We start from the raw sequence: 20,029 nt of genomic DNA, 5'->3' as shown, positions 1-20,029 counted from the left end.
TTCATTTTCCTTTCTTACTCTAATTAACAGAATGCACCCGTTCAATAATTCTTAACTTTGCAGAATGAGCTCGCCGATTTTCAGCTAACTCTATTTCATTAGCAACAATCGGTTTACGATTTACCAATCGATACTCAGCTTCTTGCTGTGTTAATATCGGCAAATTCCTTGGAGTCTCAGGCACTGATGATACTTGTTTAAACATTTGTTTTACTAGGCGATCCTCTAAAGAATGAAAACTAATTACCGCCAATCTTCCATGTTGATTTAATAAGCTGAGTCCCTGATCCAACGATTCTTCGAGCGCCATTAATTCATCATTGACCGCAATACGAATCGCTTGAAAAGTGCGTTTCGCGGGGTGACCACCCGAACGTCTTGTAGCAGCCGGAATCGCTTCTTTAACAAGCTCAGCAAGCTGACCGGTCGTTTCAATCGCCTGCACTTTACGTTGTGCCTCTATACGACGAGCAATCCTTTTAGCAAACTTTTCCTCACCATATCGATAAATAATCCGCACTAGATCATCATAATCCCATTCGTTCACAACTTCAAAAGCCGAAAGACTTTGCTGGCGATTCATACGCATATCCAGCCTAGCATCCATTCGATAAGAAAATCCCCTATCTGCTTGATCAAACTGAGGAGATGAAACACCAAGATCATAATAAATTCCATCAACTACGGATATACCTTTTTCATTTAAAGCTGACTTAATCGAACGAAAGTTAGACTGAATCAGGGTTAATTGGTCTTGCTCAATATATTTCTTTAATTTTTTTTGAACATATTCCAATGCTTGTTGATCTTGATCAAAAGCATAGAGATGCCCTTTAGTTCCTAATTTTGTCAAGAGATATTCTGCATGCCCGCCTCCTCCCAGAGTACAGTCAACATATACTCCGTCAGGATTCACAGCTAAACCATTAATCGTCTCCTCAAGTAGAACAGTTTTATGCTCAAACACCCAATCACCTCCTAGTCAACCTTTAAAAACCAAAATCAATTAAATCTTCCGCAATATCCTCATAATTGTCCTGTGCATCCTGTGCAAAAGAGTCCCACTGTGCACTACTCCAAATCTCGATATGGTCTGATACGCCAATCACACGACATTCCTTATCGATCTGTGCAAAGTCAATGAGTGTTTGAGGAAGATTAATTCTTCCTTGTTTATCTAACTCTACTTCAGTGGCAGCTGAGTAGAAAAAACGAGTAAATTTACGCGCATCCCGTTTTGCTAACGGTAACTGTCTTAATTTTTCTTGAATTATATCCCATGAAGCCATCGGATAACCACTTAAGCATCCATCTAGACCTCGGGTCACAATAAATCGCTCCCCTAAATCCCCACGAAACTTTGCGGGCATAATCAAACGACCTTTACTATCAATATTGTGTTGATATTCACCAATTAGCACCGTTTAATCACCCACTTTGCTTAAGTTATTTATATTCTACCACATCCCCCCACTTTTCACCACTTTTTTACCACTTTTTATCAAAAAAAGGTCTCCTTTTAAAAAAGGAGACCTTAAAATCCATTATTAATTTCTTAAATGATATTTATAGCTTTTTAAATCAAAAGAAAAACACCCACCATCTTAACAAAAGAAGCGAAAATAAATGAACAGATAACAACATAAATATAATTTCAGTAATCTTTAGATAATGATCTTTCCAAAAAAACTGCCGATAATTCCTTATCGTTTCCGATAAATAAACCCCCACTGAAAAAGCAGTCAAGAGAATAATTATGGGAAGTATATTAAGTTGGAAAATAAGATAACCGAAAGAATAGATTAGTACCAACCACAAGGGAATTAAAACTAAGCCCAATGATAGTGGCCAATTCGATGAGAATTTTAAATAATTTTTAAAATAGCGCTCGATGATAAATATGTTAACTATCGGCCATAAATACAGCAAACATTCCCAAAAGTGAAATTCATTTCCGCTCATATCCCTCTCCTTCCTCATCAAAAGGCCGAATTCTCATTATTAAAGAGAGGTTCAAACTACGCCTTCAAAAAGTCTAAAATATGGAGCCAGGTTTCTTGATTAAACACTTCCCAAAATGAGCCCTTACCGATCAATGTATATCCTATAACAAGTCCTATTATAACAACCACTATTAAGACAAGTAAAAATAAGATAAATTTCAATACAGTTTTAGCGAGCTGCTTCCATATAGGGTAAGTTAAGTAACTTTGTTCATCCATCCTATCCGACTCCTTTAGACAAATAACCGTTTAAAAAAACGTATTAGCAAGTTTTCTTTTTTATTATTCCATTTAATTTTAGAGGATGGTGTCACCTTGCCAGATGAAATCCATTCCAATACAGTTCCTGTTCCAAGAGCCACAGCATTCATAGGCTGATCCGTTGACATGACTGTTACCTGAAGATAATCACTTAAGTAGGTTTCAATATCACGAACAAGCGCACCGCCTCCAGTTAATACAATACCTTGATCATGAATATCCGACATAATTTCGGGTGGAGCTTGTTCTAATACCCCTCTAGCAATCTCTGCAATCTGTTTAGTCCATTCTTCAACGACTGATAATAGATCATTAGTATGAATATTCATTGCTCGTGGCAAACCTGTTAGCAAGTCTCTACCTTTTATTTCAGCCATCAAATTACTTTCTCCAGTCTGAAAAAGTGCAGAAGCGAGATCTTTTTTTATGCGTTCAACAGACTGAAGTCCTACTAACAACTGGAAGGTCTCTTTTAAATATAACTGAATTGCTTCATCTAAATCATCGCCTGCTAACTTCCTTGAGTCAGAATATAACATGTTCCCAGAAGTGAGAATTGCTACATCGGTTGTCCCTCCACCAATATCAATAACCATTGAGCCTTTTGGTGATAAAACGTCTTGCCCAGCTCCCACCGCTGCAACATATGGTTCATATTCAAATTCAATATTTCCTTTTGATACTTTTTCAACGGCTTCAAACAGAGAGAGTCTTTCAATTTCACTAATTGAACTAGGTATCGATACAAGAACGTTCACAGGAAAAAGTCCATGTCTAATCTGTAATTTTTTAAAAAATAAGGATAGCATAGCTTCTGTTAGATCATAATCAGCGATAACCCCCCCTTTTAGAGGTTGCACCACTTCAATTGACTCAGGCGCTCTTCCACGCATTTCAAAAGCCTGACTTCCAACCGCTAAAACTTCTTTACGATCCTTATCATAAGCAATCATTGCAGGTTCATTTAAAACAATGCCACGGCCTTTAAGATAAATCAAAACATTTACAGTACCTAAATCAATCCCAATATCTCGTGCCATTTTAAAACCTCTTTAAACTAAACCAATACCGCTTTATAGGCGCTTGGCGTCGAAATTTTAATAGGTTGAATATTCACACGTTCTATATTAGCACCTAAGTTAGCTAGCTTTTCATGAAAACGGTAATAACCACGATCTAAATACTTAAGTTCAGATACGCGAGTTAGCCCTTTAGCTACTAAGCCAGCAATGATTAAGGCTGCTGCTGATCGTAAGTCTGTCGCTTTCACCTGAGCTCCAGATAAATCAGCTGGACCATACATAACAACAGTTTGTCGTTCAATTTTCAAATTTGCCGACATTCTTCTTAATTCTTCAAAATGCATAAAACGATTTTCAAATACAGTCTCTGTCAATACAGAGTCCCCATCTGCCATCAACTGTGCGATTGACATTTGGGCTTGCATGTCAGTTGGGAATCCGGGGTATGGCATCGTCTTCACGTCCGTCGCTTTTAACCGTGCAGGGCCAATCACTCTCAACCCTTCATACTCTTCCTTAAACACTACGCCCATTTCTTTTAGCTTATTAATTAATGGCTTATTGTGTTCAATGATAGCTCCTTGAATTAAAACATTTCCTTGAGTAACGGCAGCAGCCACCATAAAAGTACCGGCCTCAATTCGATCATAGATAATTTCATGATTACAAGCGTGTAACTGTTCAACACCCTTAATACGAATTGTTTCGGTTCCAGCCCCTGTAACCTTGGCACCCATTTTATTCAAAAAGTTTGCCAAATCAACAATTTCAGGTTCTCTTGCCACATTTTCAATGACTGTCTCTCCCTTAGCTAAGGTTGCAGCCATCATAATATTCTCAGTTGCCCCTACACTTGGAAAGTCTAAATAGATCGTTGTGCCAATCAATTGGTCACAGAATGCTTCAACATAACCTGCCGTTGTACAAATCTTTGCGCCCATTGCTTCAAACCCTTTTAAGTGTAAATCAATAGGCCGAGTTCCAATGGCACACCCCCCAGGCATTGCTACCTTCGCATGTCCGTATCGAGCTAACATAGGCCCCATCACAACAATAGAGGCGCGCATTTTACTGACAAAATCATAATCTGCGGTTGTTTTTACAGAACCACTAGCGTCAAGTTGCATTTGATTAGATTGTGTTTCAAAATCTGCTGAAACATTAATTGTTTTTAAAAGTTCTACCATCGTAAACACATCGGATAAAACTGGTACATTTTCTAATACGGTCTTTCCAGAAGACGCTAAAATGGAAGCTGCTAGAATGGGTAATACGGCATTCTTAGCACCCTCTACACGAACTGTACCCTCCAAACGGTTACCACCTTGTACAATGATTTCTTCCATGATTAAAATTAATCCCCTTTTAAGAATGATCGTTTTGGAGTAGACGATCACCCAATCATATGATTAGAGAAATAATGCCAATAAGATCGATTGCAATATTTCAATGATTGTAATAAAGAAAGAACTAGCTAAATAAGCTAATGCAAATGATGCCATCAAAGCTAGATATACATCTAAATTCGCATATCTTGGGTGAAGGATTTTTCGCCAATCGATTTTGCTCATTAAGTAATAAGAGATCAGCAGAAACAAAAGTCGAATTAATAGCACTGCCATACCATTAAATACTGCTGACATCCAAACACCCTTTCTAGTTCTTTTACATCATAGCATAAATAAAAGCAAAGATAAAATAAAAAATAAAAATTGTCAAAGAGGCTCTAGAATCTCTTTGACAATTCATCATTAATTCGTTTGAATTTTATATTGTTGATAGTAACGTCGATGCCCATCGATTTTTGCAAGATAAAAGTCTCCTGGCAAAACGCTTGGTTCAAACAAATGTGCCTTGCCATCATTTGGTAATTTTTCTGAAAAAATCATTTCATATTCTTCAATTGACAGTGCTTGACGCTGAACTAAGCGCTTATTTAAATCTTCTAACTTCAAAGCTTTTTGAAAGTCTTCTTGTAATTGACCAACAAGCAACTCAGCCACGGCACCTGATCCATAAGAGAAAAGGCCTAACTTATCCCCAACATTTAAAGCAGTGTTATTTACTATCAATGAAATTAAACCTAGATATAAAGATCCTGTGTAGATATTTCCAACTTGTTTACCTATTTGAATTAAATCAGGATAGACTTCTAACCAACGATCGAAAGCGTGCACAGCCTTTGGATCAAGAGAAGCCGCTTTAGAGGTCAAGTAATCTTGATATGCTTGTAAGGCTTTTTTTCCCATTTTAGAAAAAGGCAAATGGAAACACAGACCCTTTAAAGTGTCAAAGAGATCAAAGTGCTTGTTAGCAGCCTCTTCCATTATTTTGATAAAGCACTGATTATATAACTGCGTTGAAAATTTTCCTTCTACCAAGGGATAGTCTAAATAATCCGGCCGCCAGAAATCAAACTGATTATCTGTCAGACTAATTGAATCTTCTTCCACAGCAAGGATACCTGGGTTTTTACTAATAAGCATGGCTATAGCCCCTGCACCTTGTGTGGGTTCTCCTCCAGTAGCCAAACCGTAGCGAGCAATATCTGAAGCCACGACTAACACCTTTCGTTCAGGCCTTAACCGAACGTAATCACACGCAATTTGTAAAGCGGCTGTGGCTCCGTAGCACGCCTCTTTAATCTCATACGACTTAGCAAATGCATGAATTCCTAGGTATTCATGCAGGTAAGTAGCTGCCGCCTTGGAATAGTCAAAAGCCGATTCTGTCGCAAAAATCACCTGATCAATCAGGCCTTTATCTTCTTCTTGAATAATTGGATAAGCAGCGTTCAGCCCCATGCTCACAATATCAATTGTTGCATCTGTCACAGCCATCTTTTCCTGACCAATTCCGATTAAATACTTATTTGGATCGACCCCTCTTGCTTTAGCTAACAATCCCATATCTATATATTTGGGAGGAAGGTAGAAATGAATCCGATCAATCCCTACTTTTGTTTTCAATAAAAAACCTCCTTCAGTTAATCTTCACTTACATTATCAGATGAATATCGGATTTTGTCTAGCAATTCTTTTGCTCGGCTCAATTGATAATTATTTTCTTGAATTAATTGTTGTGATAAAAGACCTACTTCAGATCCAACAGCTCCCGCTTGCATCGCTAAAGACCGTGCTTGTAAAGGCATATGTCCTTTTTGGATTCCATCTGTCACTAAGGCTCTTAATGCCGCAAAATTTTGCGCTAAGCCAACTGCAGCGATTATTTCTGCCAATTCTTTGGCTCGAGGATGCCCCAACAGAGCTAATGACCATTGGGCCTGTGGATGGCTAGATAAGCTTCCACCAACTGTTGCAACCTGCAATGGAATCCGCATTGTTCCCTTAAGTTCTGATTGATTTTCGCTTAAAAACCATTGACTTAATCCACGATAACAGCCTGACCGACTTGCAAATGCATGAACACCCGCTTCAACAGCTCGCCAATCATTTCCAGTTGCCATCAGAACCGCATCAACCCCATTCATAATCCCCTTATTATGGGTTACAGCGCGATAAACATCTACTTGAGCATAATCACTGAGTTCAACAATCGCTTGAGCAATATTACGAGCTTTCATCGAATCCTTAGACAATCGATTTATTGGAATTGAGGCTGAAACATCTACATAAGAATCAGGAGAATAATTCGATAAAATAGCCGTTAACAGTTTTCCCTGACAAGCTTCAACAATTTGAGGTGCTAGTGACTCTAGACATGAATTAATTGAGTTGGCGCCCATAGCGTCCACGGGATCAAAGCTTAAGCAAAAGCAAACGCAATCCGTTCCTTGGTCTTCTTTAATATACAAATCAAGTGGTCCTCCACCATAAGAAACAATATCCCGACTTACTTCCCTTGCATAATTTAGCCACTGTGAACGATAGAGTTTTAATAATTCTTTAGCACGATCTAAGGTTACCTGCATAACAATAATCTGTCCAATTAAGTGTCTATTAACAATGCGACTCTCGATATTTCCTAATAATTTAGCACCATTACTAGCAGCTGCAATGACCGATGGTTCTTCAATAGCCATTGGAATCACATACGGACTGTCATTGATTTCAAAATGAAGCGCCACTCCTAAAGGCAAATGATAATTAAAAAGATAATTTTCAATCATTTGATCCGCATTCAATTCCGGCAAAACAACGGGGATTGGAATATCCTTTTTCTGATAATCTTTAATCAATTTTCGCCTAATACTTAACTCTTTTTTATAAAAACCGTGCCACAATCTAACTGCCCCCTTGATTATAAATTAAACAAGTCCTATATAGTATAAAAGAGGTTGTAGCAAAATGCTACAACCTCCCATACTCATATTCATCATTCTCTATAAAATTATTTAGTTCCAAAGATTCGATCGCCAGCATCTCCTAAACCAGGTAAGATATAAGAGTTTTCATCAAGCTTTTCATCCAAGGCCGCTGTATAAATATCAACCATTGGAAAAGCTTCTTGAACCACTTTAACACCTTCTGGAGCAGCAACTAAACAGACAAAAGTAATTTGATGAGGATCCACACCATATTTTTCAGTCAATAGTGTTAATGCCGCTACCGATGATCCACCAGTTGCTAGCATAGGATCCACTACAAATACTCGTCTTTCATCAATATCTTGAGGAAGCTTAGCAAAATACTCAACAATTCTTAGCGTTTCATGTTCACGGTAGAGTCCAATATGCCCAATTCTTGCAGCAGGAATCAAACGATTAATCCCATCGACCATCCCCAACCCTGCTCTTAAAATTGGAACAATTGCTAATTTTTTACCAGCAATTTGTTTTTGAGTTGTTTTTATTAAAGGTGTTTCAATTTCAACATCTTCAAGCGGTAAATCACGTGTAATTTCATAAGCCATCAACATGGCGATTTCTTCGGTCACCTCACGGAAAACCTTTGTAGAAGTGTTTTTATTTCGAATAATCGTTAACTTGTGTTGAATCAATGGATGGTCTACTACCGTAAATTTTGCCAAAATAATTCCTCCTATAATAATAAATTAGTTTTGATAAGCATTAAAAGGTTTTCCGGCAACAATAGAGATAGCTTCCTCACGCAATGCAGGTAATTCAGATTCATCCGCTTTTAAGGCACGAATAATAAGATCTGCAATATGTCTAGCCTCGTCTTCTTTCAAGCCACGAGTAGTTATAGCAGGTGTACCCACACGGATTCCAGAAGTTTGAACGAAGGAACGTTGATCATTAGGAATAGAGTTCTTATTAACTGTGATTGCCACTTTTTCTAAACGTTCTTGAGCCCATTTACCAGACACATCTAGCGCATTTAAATCAAGTAAAAATACATGATTTTCTGTCCCACCAGAAATAACCCTTAATTCACTATTCTTAAATACTTCCGCCATAGCAGCTGCATTTTTAATAATTTGTTGTGCATAATCTTTAAAGGAAGGATCTAAAACCTCACCCAGAGCAACTGCTTTACCTGCAATCACATGCTCAAGCGGTCCGCCTTGAATTCCTGGGAAAATAGCACTATTTAATTTTTTAGCATATTCCTCGTGAGCTGTCAAGATCATTCCACCTCTTGGGCCCCTTAAAGTCTTATGAGTCGTGGTAGTCACAACATCAGCAACGGGTACTGGATTTGGATGCAAACCAGCTGCAACGAGCCCCGCAATATGCGCCATATCGACCATGAATATAGCTCCAACTTCCTTAGCGACTTTACTAATTCGTTCAAAATCAATGATTTTAGAATAGGCAGAAGCACCCGCAATAATCATTTTAGGTTTTTCAGAACGGGCGATTTCTTCAAGTTGTGCATAATTTAATTGTTCGTTCTCATCCAATCCGTAAGCAAGCATTGTATAGGACTGACCTGAGAAGTTTGCTGGAGAACCATGAGTTAAATGTCCACCTTGGGAAAGATCCATCCCTAATACTTTATCTCCAGGTTGTAAAAAGGCACGATAAACAGCCAAGTTAGCAGAAGAACCAGAGTGTGGTTGAACGTTCGCATAAACCGCACCAAAAATTTCTTTAGCTCGATCAATTGCTAACTGTTCAATTTGGTCAACGAATTCACAACCACCATAATAGCGTTTACCAGGATAGCCTTCAGCATATTTATTTGAAAGAATTGACCCTTGAGCTTTTTGAACATCTTCTGAAATGTAGTTTTCAGAAGCGATTAGTTCAATCCCATCCAATTGGCGTTTTCTTTCCTTTTCAATCAAATCAAATACAACTTTATTGTTTTGTGACATAGCGTCATACCTCCCGTTGAAATCATAATTCTTTATGGATGAATTATAGCACACTTGTTGACGCTTTCAAAGCTCTATTTGTAAAGGCTTTCGATTTTTTATCATTTTCTAATGATTGGAGGTAAATATAGTCTGCAGGGCTGTCTTCTAACTGTCGAAGCCCATCATATAAATGCCGAGTCGCATAAGCGGTATCCCCTTTTTCTCCTAAAGAATAGATCTTAACCACCTTCGGATGATTCACTAATTGCCGACCCAAATCATCTTGAACCATCAAAGCGATCTTACCCTTTGCTTGATCAAGTAGTTCTTGCCATTTTCTTAAATCATAATTAGCTGAGATCAAATAAACAGGTTGTTTAGGAGCGTAATGGCGATATTTCACCCCGGGAGACGCCACTTCTTGATTTTCCAACTGCTGCTGAGTAGATAAAACTCGAACCTCTACTTTGAGTGTCTGTTCAATCTGGCTTGCTTCGATAATTCCAGGTCTTAGGATATCCACACGACCATTATGAGGGTATACCACGGTTGACTCCACACCAATTTGAGTTAACCGACTATCCGCTGCAACAACACCGGCTATCTTACCATTAAAGTCATGTAAAACATGGTTAAGTTGAGTTGGGCTTGGTTTACCAGACAAATTAGCAGATGGTCCTACTAGTGGAACCCCTACTCGTTCTAATAGTTCCAGACAAAGTGAATTATTAGGCATTCGAACAGCGACAGTTTGCTTCCCACCTGTCACTTTAGGCGCTACTTTCCCTTTTTTTACAGGCAAAATAATCGTTAAAGGTCCTGGCCAAAAATGATCCATCAAAGATTGAGCCAAGGGAGATATTTCTTCAACAATGTCTGCAACTTGTGCTTGACTATATACATGCACAATTAAAGGATTATCCGAAGGGCGTCCTTTGACCTCATAGACTTGGCTAACCACATCTTGTTGATCACAACGTGCACCCAGACCATAAACTGTTTCGGTTGGAAAAGCGACCAAGGCACCCTCTTGCAATAATTTAGCTGCTTGATCTAATTCTTGCTGGTTAAAAATTTTAGTTTCCATGATTCCTCCTAAGCTTTTCTAAGCATTAAATAACGGTCGTTTCCTGATAGATCTTGCTCAATCCACACTGTATCATTGGGAAAATGCTGGTTAAATAATTGAAGCATCTTCTCTCCTTGGCGAAAGCCAAACTCAAAGACAGCTAATGATGATCGTTTCATATGAGCATCTAGCTTGCCAGCTAATAGCTTATATAAGTTCATCCCATCATCCCCTGCATAAAGAGCCTGACTGGGTTCAAAGCGCTTTACAGACTCATCCATATAATCCATCTCTTCATAGCCAATATAGGGTAAATTAGCTAGAATCAGGTCAAAAGTTTGGTCCTTTTCGATCTTATCCAATAGGTTAGAGCATCTAAAATGAATTTCTATCTGACGTTCTTTGGCATTAATTTTAGCCACTTCGATCGCTTCTGGTGAAATATCAACAGCCCAAACTTGATCTTTCGGACGTGTCATCTTCATATTGATCGCAATGATTCCAGAACCAGTTCCAATATCCAAAACTTGAGCAGTTGATTGATTGCTAAGATAGGCAACTCCTCTTTGAATCAATCCCTGAGTTTCTTCACGAGGAATCAGAGTAGCAGGGGTTACTCGATAGTATTGCCCCATAAAATAGGCTTTCCCCGTAATATATTGAATGGGTTCATGTCCCACAATGCGCCTCAAGGCTAGTTTATAGTCTGCCACCATCGTATTTGAAATAGGCTGATGGAGCATCTTGACTAAGTGCGTTAAATCCCATTCAAAAAGTTCCATCCAATAATATCTGGCAAGATCTGGATCTATTCCATGTTTATGTAAAAAAAATGAAGCCTGAACCAAGGCTTCATTTAAAGTCCTATTTTCTTTATTCATGACCGTTCAGTTCCTCCAATTTTTGAGCTTGGTCATATAGAACAAGGGCATTAATAATTTCATCCAAATTGCCTTGCATAATAGAATCCAATTGTTGAATAGTTAAACCTATGCGATGATCAGTCACACGATTTTGAGGATAATTATAAGTTCTAATACGTTCCGAACGATCCCCTGTTCCGACCGCTAATTTACGTTTACTATCAAACGCCTCTTGTCTTTCAGATTGCAATTCATCATAAACCCGTGTTCTTAACACTTTCATAGCCTTTTCTCGGTTTTTTAATTGTGATCTTTCATCCTGCATAGCAACAACAATTCCAGTTGGAATATGTGTCATCCGAACAGCTGAAGCCGTCTTATTAACGTGTTGTCCACCTGCCCCAGAAGCATGATAAATATCAACACGGATATCATTTTCGTCTAAATCGAAATCAAGCTCTTCTTGCTCTGGCATAACAACAACCGTTGCTGTCGAAGTATGTACTCGTCCCTGCGATTCAGTTTCAGGAACCCTTTGAACTCGGTGAGCCCCATTTTCGAACTTCAACTGAGAGTATACCTTTTGCCCCGTAATCATCAAAGTTACTTCCTTGTAACCGCCAATTCCTGTAATATTGGCACTCAACACTTCAACTTTCCATCCTTGGTTTTCAGCATAACGAGTATACATATTCAATAGATCACCCGCAAATAACTGCGCTTCATCTCCACCAGCAGCTCCACGAATTTCCATAATGATATTCTTTCCATCATTAGGATCTTCTGGAATCATCATTAGCCTAATTTCTTCTTCTAGTTGTTCCCGATCAGCTTTTAAACTAGCTAATTCTTCTTTCGCAAGATCTGCCATCTCGGGATCGAGGCTTCCACCTAGCATCTCTTCTGTATCCTCTAATTCTTGGATAACTTGTTTGTATTTTTTGATCTTCTCAACCTTAGGTCTCAAATCTGCTTCTTCAATCGATAACTTTCGCAACCGATCAGAATCGTTGATGACATCTGGATCACTCATCAACTCAATGATTTCATCAAATCGAAATATTAATTGATCTAACTGTTCAAACATCTCTTCACTCCTATCTCTTAATCGATAATTATTTACTTTAAAGGGCTCCTGGATTTCGATAGCACCGCCGACAAACTGGTAAGTAGGATTCATTACCACCGATTTGAATTTGTTCACCTTGATACACTGGCTTACCTTCATGAAATCTCAAGTTCATTGTTGCCTTCTTATGGCAAAACCAACAGATGGTCTTTATTTCTTCAATCTTGTCAGCATAGATTAACAAATATTTAGAACCTTCAAATAGCTCATTTGAAAAATCATTTTTTAGTCCAAAAGCCATGACGGGAATATTTAAATCATCCACCACTCGAGCTAATTCGATAATATGATGTTTCTTTAGAAATTGGGCTTCATCAATAAGAATACAGAAGAGTGTTTCCTGATCCGCTGCTTTAGCAATCATTTCAAAAAGATTATCAGTATCATGAACAGGAACTGCTTCTCTTTCAAAACCTGCTCTTGACGATATAATTCCTGCACCAGATCGATCATCAACAGCGGAAGTATATATTTTTACCGCCTTATTCTGTTCCTCATAGTTATGAGCAACTTTAATAATTTCGATGGATTTTCCTGAATTCATCGCCCCATACTTAAAGTAAAATTGAGCCACGACCAATAATTCCCCTTTTCTACTTACTAACCTATTAATCATAATTTAAATTATAGTATTGGTCAAGTTTGAATCCCATTATGAATCAGCCCTACCAAGTGTTAATCCTATCATTTTTATTAAACTAGCATATTTGTGAATCCTTAATTATTTTAATGATAAAAGACGCTTTAATTTAATGAAAACTACTGCTAAAATATACTTTGATGAAAAACAAAAGAGGTGAGCCCATGCTATTTAGGAGTGAGCTGGCAAAGTTTGTCGGCAAAGGTAGTTTATGGTTTTTAAAAAAATTTACTAAAGGAGGGTCTTCCTTACCTGGGAAATTAGCTCTAAGAATCGACCCAGAAATATTAACTCATTTAAGTCAAAATTATACCCTAGTAGTAATCACAGGGACTAATGGCAAAACATTAACCACCGCTCTTGCTACTGCCGCTATGAGTGATCATTGTCCCAACGTCATCAGTAACCCAACCGGATCAAATATGCAACAAGGAATTGTATCAACCTTTCTAGCTGCTCCAAAAATTAAGACAGGTCAAGAAGGAATCGCCTTGTTGGAAATTGACGAGGGATCTTTAAAGAATATTACAAATCATGTTCAACCAGATTATTTTGTCTTTACGAATGTTTTCCGTGATCAATTAGATCGTTTTGGTGAAACTCATACCATTTACCAATTGTTAAAAGATGCAGCCCTTGCTGCTCCAGATGCTACTTTAATTCTTAACGGTGACCTACCCATCTTTAACGATCCAAGCCTGTCCAATCCTAAAGTCTTCTATGGGTTTAATCATCAGAAAGATCAAGACGTTGAGGCACATTATAATACGGACGGTTTATTATGCCCTCAATGTGACCACCTACTTAAGTATAAGTCAATTACTTACGCTAACCTTGGTAAATACTACTGTCCCCATTGTGGATTTAAACGTCCTCAACTGAGCTACCAAGTCAATCAAATAAATAAACTTACACTAGATTCAACCGAATTCTCTATCAATAACATTATTTTTGATCTTCCAGTCGCAGGTCTATATAACATTTATAATGCTCTAGCTGCCTATTCCCTACTTAAAGAATTAGGGTTATCGGATCAAGCCATCCAGAATTCTTTTAAGAAAACGAAAAGAGTATTTGGTCGTCAGGAAAAAATAAAAATAGCTAACAAAACCGTTCTGCTCAACTTAGTAAAAAACCCAGTCGGACTTAATCAAGTTCTCGATATTTTATCATTAGACAAAAAACCATTTACACTTGCTTGTCTTCTTAACAATGATTATGCAGATGGTGTCGATGTCTCTTGGATTTGGGACGCTAATTGGGAGAAAGCACTAAACTTTCCAATTGAAGAAATCTATACTGGGGGAAGTCGTAAAGATGATATGACTCAGCGACTCGTAGTGGCAGGTTTTAGAGAGAACATCATTCAAAGTATCGAAAGCAATGATGAACTGATCGAAAAAATAACAAATGCCCCAACTGACCATGTCCACATCCTTACTACTTATACTGCCATGCTACAATTAAGACAAAGCCTGGTTGAACACGGGTATTTAAAATAGGAGGTCTCCAAATGACACAGCTAAGAATCTGTCATTTATATGGTAATTTGTTAAATACTTATGGTGACAATGGTAATCTGCTCTTACTACAATATACCGCTAAACAAAAAGGTCTCGATGTCACCACTCAAATGGTTTCGCTTGACCAGTCGTTTGACCCACAGAGTTATGATTTAGTTTTTTTTGGAGGGGGCCAAGACTACGAGCAAAAAGTGATCGCTCAACAAATCCACCATATTCATGATGATCTACAAAACTACATTGAAAATAATGGCGTTGTATTAGCCATATGTGGTGGTTATCAATTACTCGGTCATTATTATGTCAATGCTAAGGGCGAAAAAATACCTGGTCTAGGAATCTTGGATCACTATACGGTCAGACAAAAGAATAGCCGTTTTACAGGAGATATAGAAATCTATTCCGACTTCTTCCAACGGAAGCTACATGGTTTTGAAAATCATAACGGTGTTACTTACTTAGGACCTAAAGCTAATGCTTTAGGAAAAGTTATTAAAGGCTTTGGAAACAACAATGAAGATCAAACGGAAGGAGTTCAATACAAGAACGTCTTCTGTAGCTATTTACACGGTCCTCTTTTAGTGAAAAATCCTTGGCTCGCTGAAGCTTTGGTCGATTTAGCGCTTAAAAAATAAAAATGATTTTTGAAGAATCTTCAAAGATTAACTTATATTCCATCGATAAACTCAATTTTTATAACACGTATTATACTGATGATCAGCTTACAAACATAGGCAAGCCCTATAAATATCATCATTCGAATCTAAAGAAGGTTGCAACCCTGGGTACAACCTTCTTTAACTATATACAGAAAAATCAACGTTGCCAATTTGATTTAATAGCATATAAACAGTATAATTAATATTAATTCTAAATAAGGAGGGAATTATGGCTACACTAGTTAAATTAAAAGACTACAGTGTCTCAATTCCAGAGAGAAGACTTTTTAAACCTATTAACTTTGAGCTTCAATCCGATCAAATTGTCTCGATCAAAGGACCTTCCGGATCCGGTAAATCAACCCTACTAAAATCTCTGGTCCAACTTAATACAGGTGACATTATCATTGATGGCCACTGCTATTATTTGGATAAAGAAGTTAACCAATATCCCCCAGTTCAATTGCGGCAATCTATCTCCTATGTTAGTCAAAATCCTCAATTGTTTGGAGAATCTGTTTATGATAATCTAGCCTTTCCTTTTAGAATTCGCCAAAAAAAATTTGATGCAGAAAAAGCCTCTCAATTTTTAATACAACTTGGATTAACTAAGGACCAACTTCATGCAGAAATTCATGACCTTTCTGGTGGTGAACGACAAAGAGTGGGGTTAATACGTCATCTTTTCTTTCCACCTCAAATTTTACTTTTAGATGAAGTCACTGCTGCTCTGGATGAAGAAAATCGAGGAAAACTTTGGCAATTGCTCATGAATTTTAAAAATCAGACACAATGTAATATGTTAATCGTCTCGCATTCAAACGAAGATCATCAATACAGTGACCATACCGTCACACTTGAAACCTTTGATAATTAGAAAGGAGATATTATGAGTCAAAATCTACAGGTTACCCCATTAGCTTTAATCTTAAGTTTCTCGATTGTTATTATTGCTTACATTATTTCTAAAAAAAATAATCTTGACTTAACAAAAGATATTACAATTGCTGTTATCCGAGTCATCATTCAGCTGCTAGCTGTTGGGTATATTCTAGACACAGTTTTTCAAATTAACAATTTATATATCACACTGGCTTCCATTGCCATCATTATTTTTAATGCTTCTTGGAATGCAGCTGGACACGGAAAATCCATCCCTCATCCATTTTTAATCGCTTTATTCTCCATTAGCGTTTCCATGATTATCGTTTTAATGATTCTTATACTATCCAAAAGCTTACAGTTCATTCCTAGTCAAGTTATCCCCATTGCAGGTATGATTGCTGGTCAAGCAATGATGGGCGTTTCCCTCATTTTTTCCAATCTCAATCAAACATTCATAGATCAATCCAAAGAGATCATTGAGATGTTAGCTCTAGGTGCCACACCAACACAGGCTAGTCAAACAGTAAAAAAAATGGCCATCAAGAATGGTATGCTTCCCAGCATTGATAGTATTAAAACAACTGGGATTGTTACACTTCCAGGGATGATGTCAGGCTTAATCTTAGCAGGAATTAATCCAATTCAAGCGATCATGTATCAAATAATGATTTCCTTCATTGTGATAGGAACTATTTCCATAACTACTTTCTTATCCAGTAGCTTGGCCTGTCGGTCATACTTCAATGAACGCTATCAATTAATCCTAAAATAAAAAAGGCTGTCCAACCAGTTCTAGTTTCTAAAACAGATGAACTTGAACTATTACATCTATATTTTATCGCTGAATCATTAGATGACGCTTTTTAAAAAAATATCTATTCTTTTTTATACTTCAATCTTGTCAATTATTATCAAGCATCACAGTTCAAGCACACTTATTTCGTTAATATAACCTCATATCCATAAAAAGCCTCGTCAGCAAAATACTGACGAGGCTTTCTTTAAATTGTATATTAATGTCCAGAAATATTTTCTGCATTTGTTTCTGGTAAAAAGAAGGATAAAACTGTTCCAATCGCAATTAACACGATGATCACTAAGAAGGCTTGTTGATAACCATAATGTCCCGGTTGATTATCAATAATATTTGCCATTACCGAAGGAGCAATCGCTGATCCCAAATAACCAATAGTATTAACAACGGCAGAGGAAATCCCAGCAAAGCGTGGGTCATTCGTTTCATTCGCAATCGTCCAACATAAAACAAAGGCTGACATCACAAAACCTAAGACAAACATTAATACCATCAATAATGAAATAGGTAACTTAACGTATACAAATACCACCCATGCTACTAAAGTTAATAGCATAAAAACAATAATCGGAAGCTTACGTTTCTTTAAAGAATCCGAAACCGTTCCAATCACTAAACCAGCTACAAGAGCACCAACTGTCGCTATCATCAAGTAAGCTGAGGCTTGACTTAATTCAACTTGGTAAAATTCTTGAATAAAAGCTGATCCAAAAGCCCCGAACAATACAATATAACCCGTATATAAGCCAAGAAAGACAAAGGCAGCTAACCATGTATTTCGATTACTTAATACTGATTTTAATCCTTGAGAAACTTTTACAGGCTGACGATTGACCACACGTCCTTCTAATTCAGCCATGCTTGGCAAACCAACATCACTTGGTTTTTCTTTAACGAGTAGTGCTACCAATAAGACAAAAATCGCAGTGATCACGCCGAGCGCAATAAAAGTCATTCTCCAACCTAAGGCTTCAGACAACCATACCAATGGTGTTTGAGCACACAAAGCACCCAAATTAGCTGCAATTCCTGTTACCCCAATCATGAATGCTTGTTTACTTGAAGGGAACCAAGTGCTTTGAATTTTAATTAATCCAATAAAGACTGTCGATACTCCAAGTCCCACCATCGCTCTAGCTAAATAGGTCATTGTTATGGTCGAAGAAAATCCAAATAATAAGGACCCAATGGCAGTAATACTAGTGAAAAATAAAACAATCCGTTTTGGACCAAACTTATCGGTCAAAATGCCTGCTGGTAATTGCATCAATAAATAGGGATAAAAGAAAAACGATGTAACTAAAGCAAACTCTTGAGTATTGGCATTAAAGGTCTCCTGAATTGGACCTTTTAAAACGCCAGGGCTATTTCTATGAAATGCTACAAACAAATAGATAATAGCCAAAATAGTATAAGACTGCCATGCATAGCGCTTCATTTTTGAACGTTGTTCATTTGTAATTTGGGAACGTTCATGTGTCATATTATCACTCCTTAACTTTTTTTGACTCATAAAATATAACTGTTTTCTAAGAAAAAAGCAAGAATAATAAAAGAGAGGGCATGAAATATTCCATGCCCTCTCAATCAGATATCTTACAATCTTAACTATTTTTTTTCATCTTTTTTACTATCATCTGTTTTGCTTTCTTCTTTAGAATCGGCAGATTTTTTTTCTGATGCTTTTTCCGACTCTTTGCTTTCTTCTTTTTTATCGTCAGACTTAGCCTCTTCTTTTGAACTTTCGTCCTTCTTTTCATCTACTACTTTAGATTCAGCCTCTTTTTCACTTGATTTTTCTTCGCTAGATTCGGTGCTTTTTTCTGAACTTGCAGCAGCTTCCTGGGAGTGCTCTTCAACCGATTGACTACCCTCAACTTGCTCGCTAGTTTCAGGTAAATCACCTTCTGCTTTAATAACTTCAAGACTCATCGCATCCAAAGTAATTTCTGCTTGACGTCCGGATTCAGGTTCTTGTGGATTTTCGTAGACTTTAACCAATACTTCAGTCACCATTGTCTCTGGATTAACAGAGTAAATAAACTCTCTGGCTTGACCGTAACTAGCGATTTCTTCTGCTTTATCCTTAATTTCATCAAAAGCTGCTAATGAGGATTCTTGAATTCCTTCTTGCTCTTCTGACTCTGCTTCGTTGGATGTTTCACCCGCATCTGCTTCCTCGCTGGATGAATCCATTGCTTCATCGACTTTTTCAGAAGCTGCTTCTATAGCAGATCCAAGCTCGGACTGTCCATCTTCCAAGAGTGTCATTAATTTTTCAGTCACCTTTTCTGGTAGCGGAGATAGATTGTCGCTTTGATAAGATTTTACAAAAGCTTTTCCTTCGCTATCTTTTGCTAGAAAAGCAATTTGGTAGAGGTCATTTTCATCACCGGCTTCTCCATCAGAAACTGTTTCTTGTGAATCTGCTGCCTCATCAGTCGAAGTCATTTCTTCCGAACTGCTTACTTCTGATTCGCTCGATTCTTCATCTAATTCTTTTGATGCCTCATCAATAATATCTTCTACTTTGTCACTAACAACATCAGCTAGATCTTCCTTATCCAAAGGTTTAACAACAATTTTTTCAATCGTTGCTTTAGGATTTTCGGATGCAAATTTTTCTAGTAAATCTTCCAATGAATTTTGTAACAGTGAGGAAGGTAGATTTTCTTCATCTGTCGTACTATCAATGAGTTCAGAACTAGATGCTTCACTTTCACCTTCTTGGGCAAAAACTGCTAAGCTTGGAACCGTACCTACTATTGTTAAGGCACTCATTGAGATAATCGTTAATTTCTTTAAAGTTTTTTTCATAATTTATCGCTCCTTTTTATAAGCTAGTTTTAGCTTACTCCCTTTTACAAAAAAAAACCAATCTAATCCTTTTGTTTATTAAGCGATTACAATCCCTGTCCATCAAAGGTTAAACCCTT

Annotated in this window: 20 protein-coding genes; 4 read left to right on the top strand and 16 right to left on the bottom strand. The window is 37.5% G+C overall.

Annotation, left to right across the window (positions count from 1 at the left end; translation table 11 throughout):
* Positions 1-19 precede the first annotated feature (19 nt).
* From rsmH to HMPREF2758_RS07360, 14 genes are all read right to left on the bottom strand, one after another.
* A complete protein-coding gene (gene rsmH / locus HMPREF2758_RS07430) occupies positions 20-967 on the bottom strand; it encodes a 16S rRNA (cytosine(1402)-N(4))-methyltransferase RsmH (protein ID WP_016647595.1) in 948 nt (315 codons plus the stop codon).
* Between the two features lie 22 nt (positions 968-989).
* Positions 990-1,421, bottom strand: coding sequence for a division/cell wall cluster transcriptional repressor MraZ (mraZ, locus tag HMPREF2758_RS07425; RefSeq protein WP_035392715.1), 432 nt, complete (start codon positions 1,419-1,421; stop codon positions 990-992).
* Between the two features lie 597 nt (positions 1,422-2,018).
* Positions 2,019-2,222, bottom strand: a complete 204-nt coding sequence (locus tag HMPREF2758_RS07415) for a DNA-directed RNA polymerase subunit beta (protein WP_006907367.1) — start codon at positions 2,220-2,222, stop codon at positions 2,019-2,021.
* Positions 2,223-2,236: 14 nt separating this feature from the next.
* Entirely contained in the window at positions 2,237-3,304 is a 1,068-nt protein-coding gene (locus HMPREF2758_RS07410; RefSeq protein WP_070609796.1) for a rod shape-determining protein, read from the bottom strand.
* Between the two features lie 17 nt (positions 3,305-3,321).
* Positions 3,322-4,632, bottom strand: a complete 1,311-nt coding sequence (gene murA / locus HMPREF2758_RS07405) for a UDP-N-acetylglucosamine 1-carboxyvinyltransferase (protein WP_016647591.1) — start codon at positions 4,630-4,632, stop codon at positions 3,322-3,324.
* Positions 4,633-4,695: 63 nt separating this feature from the next.
* Positions 4,696-4,929, bottom strand: coding sequence for a DUF1146 family protein (locus tag HMPREF2758_RS07400; RefSeq protein ID WP_016647590.1), 234 nt, complete (start codon positions 4,927-4,929; stop codon positions 4,696-4,698).
* 108 nt (positions 4,930-5,037) lie between these two features.
* The gene (locus HMPREF2758_RS07395; RefSeq protein ID WP_083304867.1) at positions 5,038-6,255 is read right to left on the bottom strand and encodes a hydroxymethylglutaryl-CoA synthase; all 1,218 of its coding nucleotides are present in this window, start codon (positions 6,253-6,255) and stop codon (positions 5,038-5,040) included.
* A gap of 17 nt (positions 6,256-6,272) precedes the next feature.
* The gene (locus HMPREF2758_RS07390) at positions 6,273-7,529 is read right to left on the bottom strand and encodes a hydroxymethylglutaryl-CoA reductase, degradative (protein ID WP_070609795.1); all 1,257 of its coding nucleotides are present in this window, start codon (positions 7,527-7,529) and stop codon (positions 6,273-6,275) included.
* Between the two features lie 107 nt (positions 7,530-7,636).
* Positions 7,637-8,275: a uracil phosphoribosyltransferase gene (gene upp / locus HMPREF2758_RS07385; RefSeq protein WP_006907361.1), complete on the bottom strand. Its 639-nt coding sequence runs from the start codon at positions 8,273-8,275 to the stop codon at positions 7,637-7,639.
* A 24-nt stretch (positions 8,276-8,299) separates the two neighbouring features.
* Positions 8,300-9,529, bottom strand: coding sequence for a serine hydroxymethyltransferase (glyA, locus tag HMPREF2758_RS07380; protein WP_006907360.1), 1,230 nt, complete (start codon positions 9,527-9,529; stop codon positions 8,300-8,302).
* Between the two features lie 43 nt (positions 9,530-9,572).
* Complete coding sequence (locus tag HMPREF2758_RS07375; protein WP_070609794.1) at positions 9,573-10,598, bottom strand: L-threonylcarbamoyladenylate synthase; 1,026 nt, start codon at positions 10,596-10,598, stop codon at positions 9,573-9,575.
* An 8-nt stretch (positions 10,599-10,606) separates the two neighbouring features.
* The gene (gene prmC / locus HMPREF2758_RS07370; protein ID WP_006907358.1) at positions 10,607-11,461 is read right to left on the bottom strand and encodes a peptide chain release factor N(5)-glutamine methyltransferase; all 855 of its coding nucleotides are present in this window, start codon (positions 11,459-11,461) and stop codon (positions 10,607-10,609) included.
* A complete protein-coding gene (gene prfA, locus HMPREF2758_RS07365; protein ID WP_006907357.1) occupies positions 11,454-12,530 on the bottom strand; it encodes a peptide chain release factor 1 in 1,077 nt (358 codons plus the stop codon). The genes prmC and prfA overlap by 8 nt, the downstream gene beginning before the upstream one ends.
* 37 nt (positions 12,531-12,567) lie before the next feature.
* On the bottom strand, positions 12,568-13,146 hold the full coding sequence (locus HMPREF2758_RS07360; RefSeq protein ID WP_006907356.1) for a thymidine kinase: 579 nt from the start codon (positions 13,144-13,146) through the stop codon (positions 12,568-12,570).
* Between the two features lie 230 nt (positions 13,147-13,376).
* Between HMPREF2758_RS07360 and HMPREF2758_RS07355 the strand changes: the two genes are divergently transcribed.
* From HMPREF2758_RS07355 to fetB, 4 genes are all read left to right on the top strand, one after another.
* Entirely contained in the window at positions 13,377-14,714 is a 1,338-nt protein-coding gene (locus HMPREF2758_RS07355; protein ID WP_070609793.1) for a Mur ligase family protein, read from the top strand.
* 11 nt (positions 14,715-14,725) lie between these two features.
* The gene (locus tag HMPREF2758_RS07350) at positions 14,726-15,370 is read left to right on the top strand and encodes a type 1 glutamine amidotransferase (protein WP_006907354.1); all 645 of its coding nucleotides are present in this window, start codon (positions 14,726-14,728) and stop codon (positions 15,368-15,370) included.
* 253 nt (positions 15,371-15,623) lie between these two features.
* On the top strand, positions 15,624-16,271 hold the full coding sequence (locus HMPREF2758_RS07345; RefSeq protein WP_070609792.1) for an ABC transporter ATP-binding protein: 648 nt from the start codon (positions 15,624-15,626) through the stop codon (positions 16,269-16,271).
* A gap of 12 nt (positions 16,272-16,283) precedes the next feature.
* Complete coding sequence (gene fetB, locus HMPREF2758_RS07340; RefSeq protein ID WP_070609791.1) at positions 16,284-17,051, top strand: ABC transporter permease; 768 nt, start codon at positions 16,284-16,286, stop codon at positions 17,049-17,051.
* A gap of 241 nt (positions 17,052-17,292) precedes the next feature.
* Here fetB and HMPREF2758_RS07335 read toward each other — a convergent pair whose 3' ends face one another.
* A complete protein-coding gene (locus tag HMPREF2758_RS07335) occupies positions 17,293-18,576 on the bottom strand; it encodes an MFS transporter (RefSeq protein ID WP_070609790.1) in 1,284 nt (427 codons plus the stop codon).
* 125 nt (positions 18,577-18,701) lie between these two features.
* Positions 18,702-19,910, bottom strand: a complete 1,209-nt coding sequence (locus HMPREF2758_RS07330; RefSeq protein ID WP_070609789.1) for a hypothetical protein — start codon at positions 19,908-19,910, stop codon at positions 18,702-18,704.
* Between the last annotated feature and the right edge of the window lie 119 nt (positions 19,911-20,029).

The sequence above is a fragment of the Facklamia sp. HMSC062C11 genome (assembly GCF_001810675.1).
Classification (GTDB): Bacteria; Bacillota; Bacilli; order Lactobacillales; family Aerococcaceae; genus Facklamia; species Facklamia hominis.
Note: the sequence above shows the minus strand (reverse complement) of the source record. Positions and strands in the feature narration are given on the sequence as shown.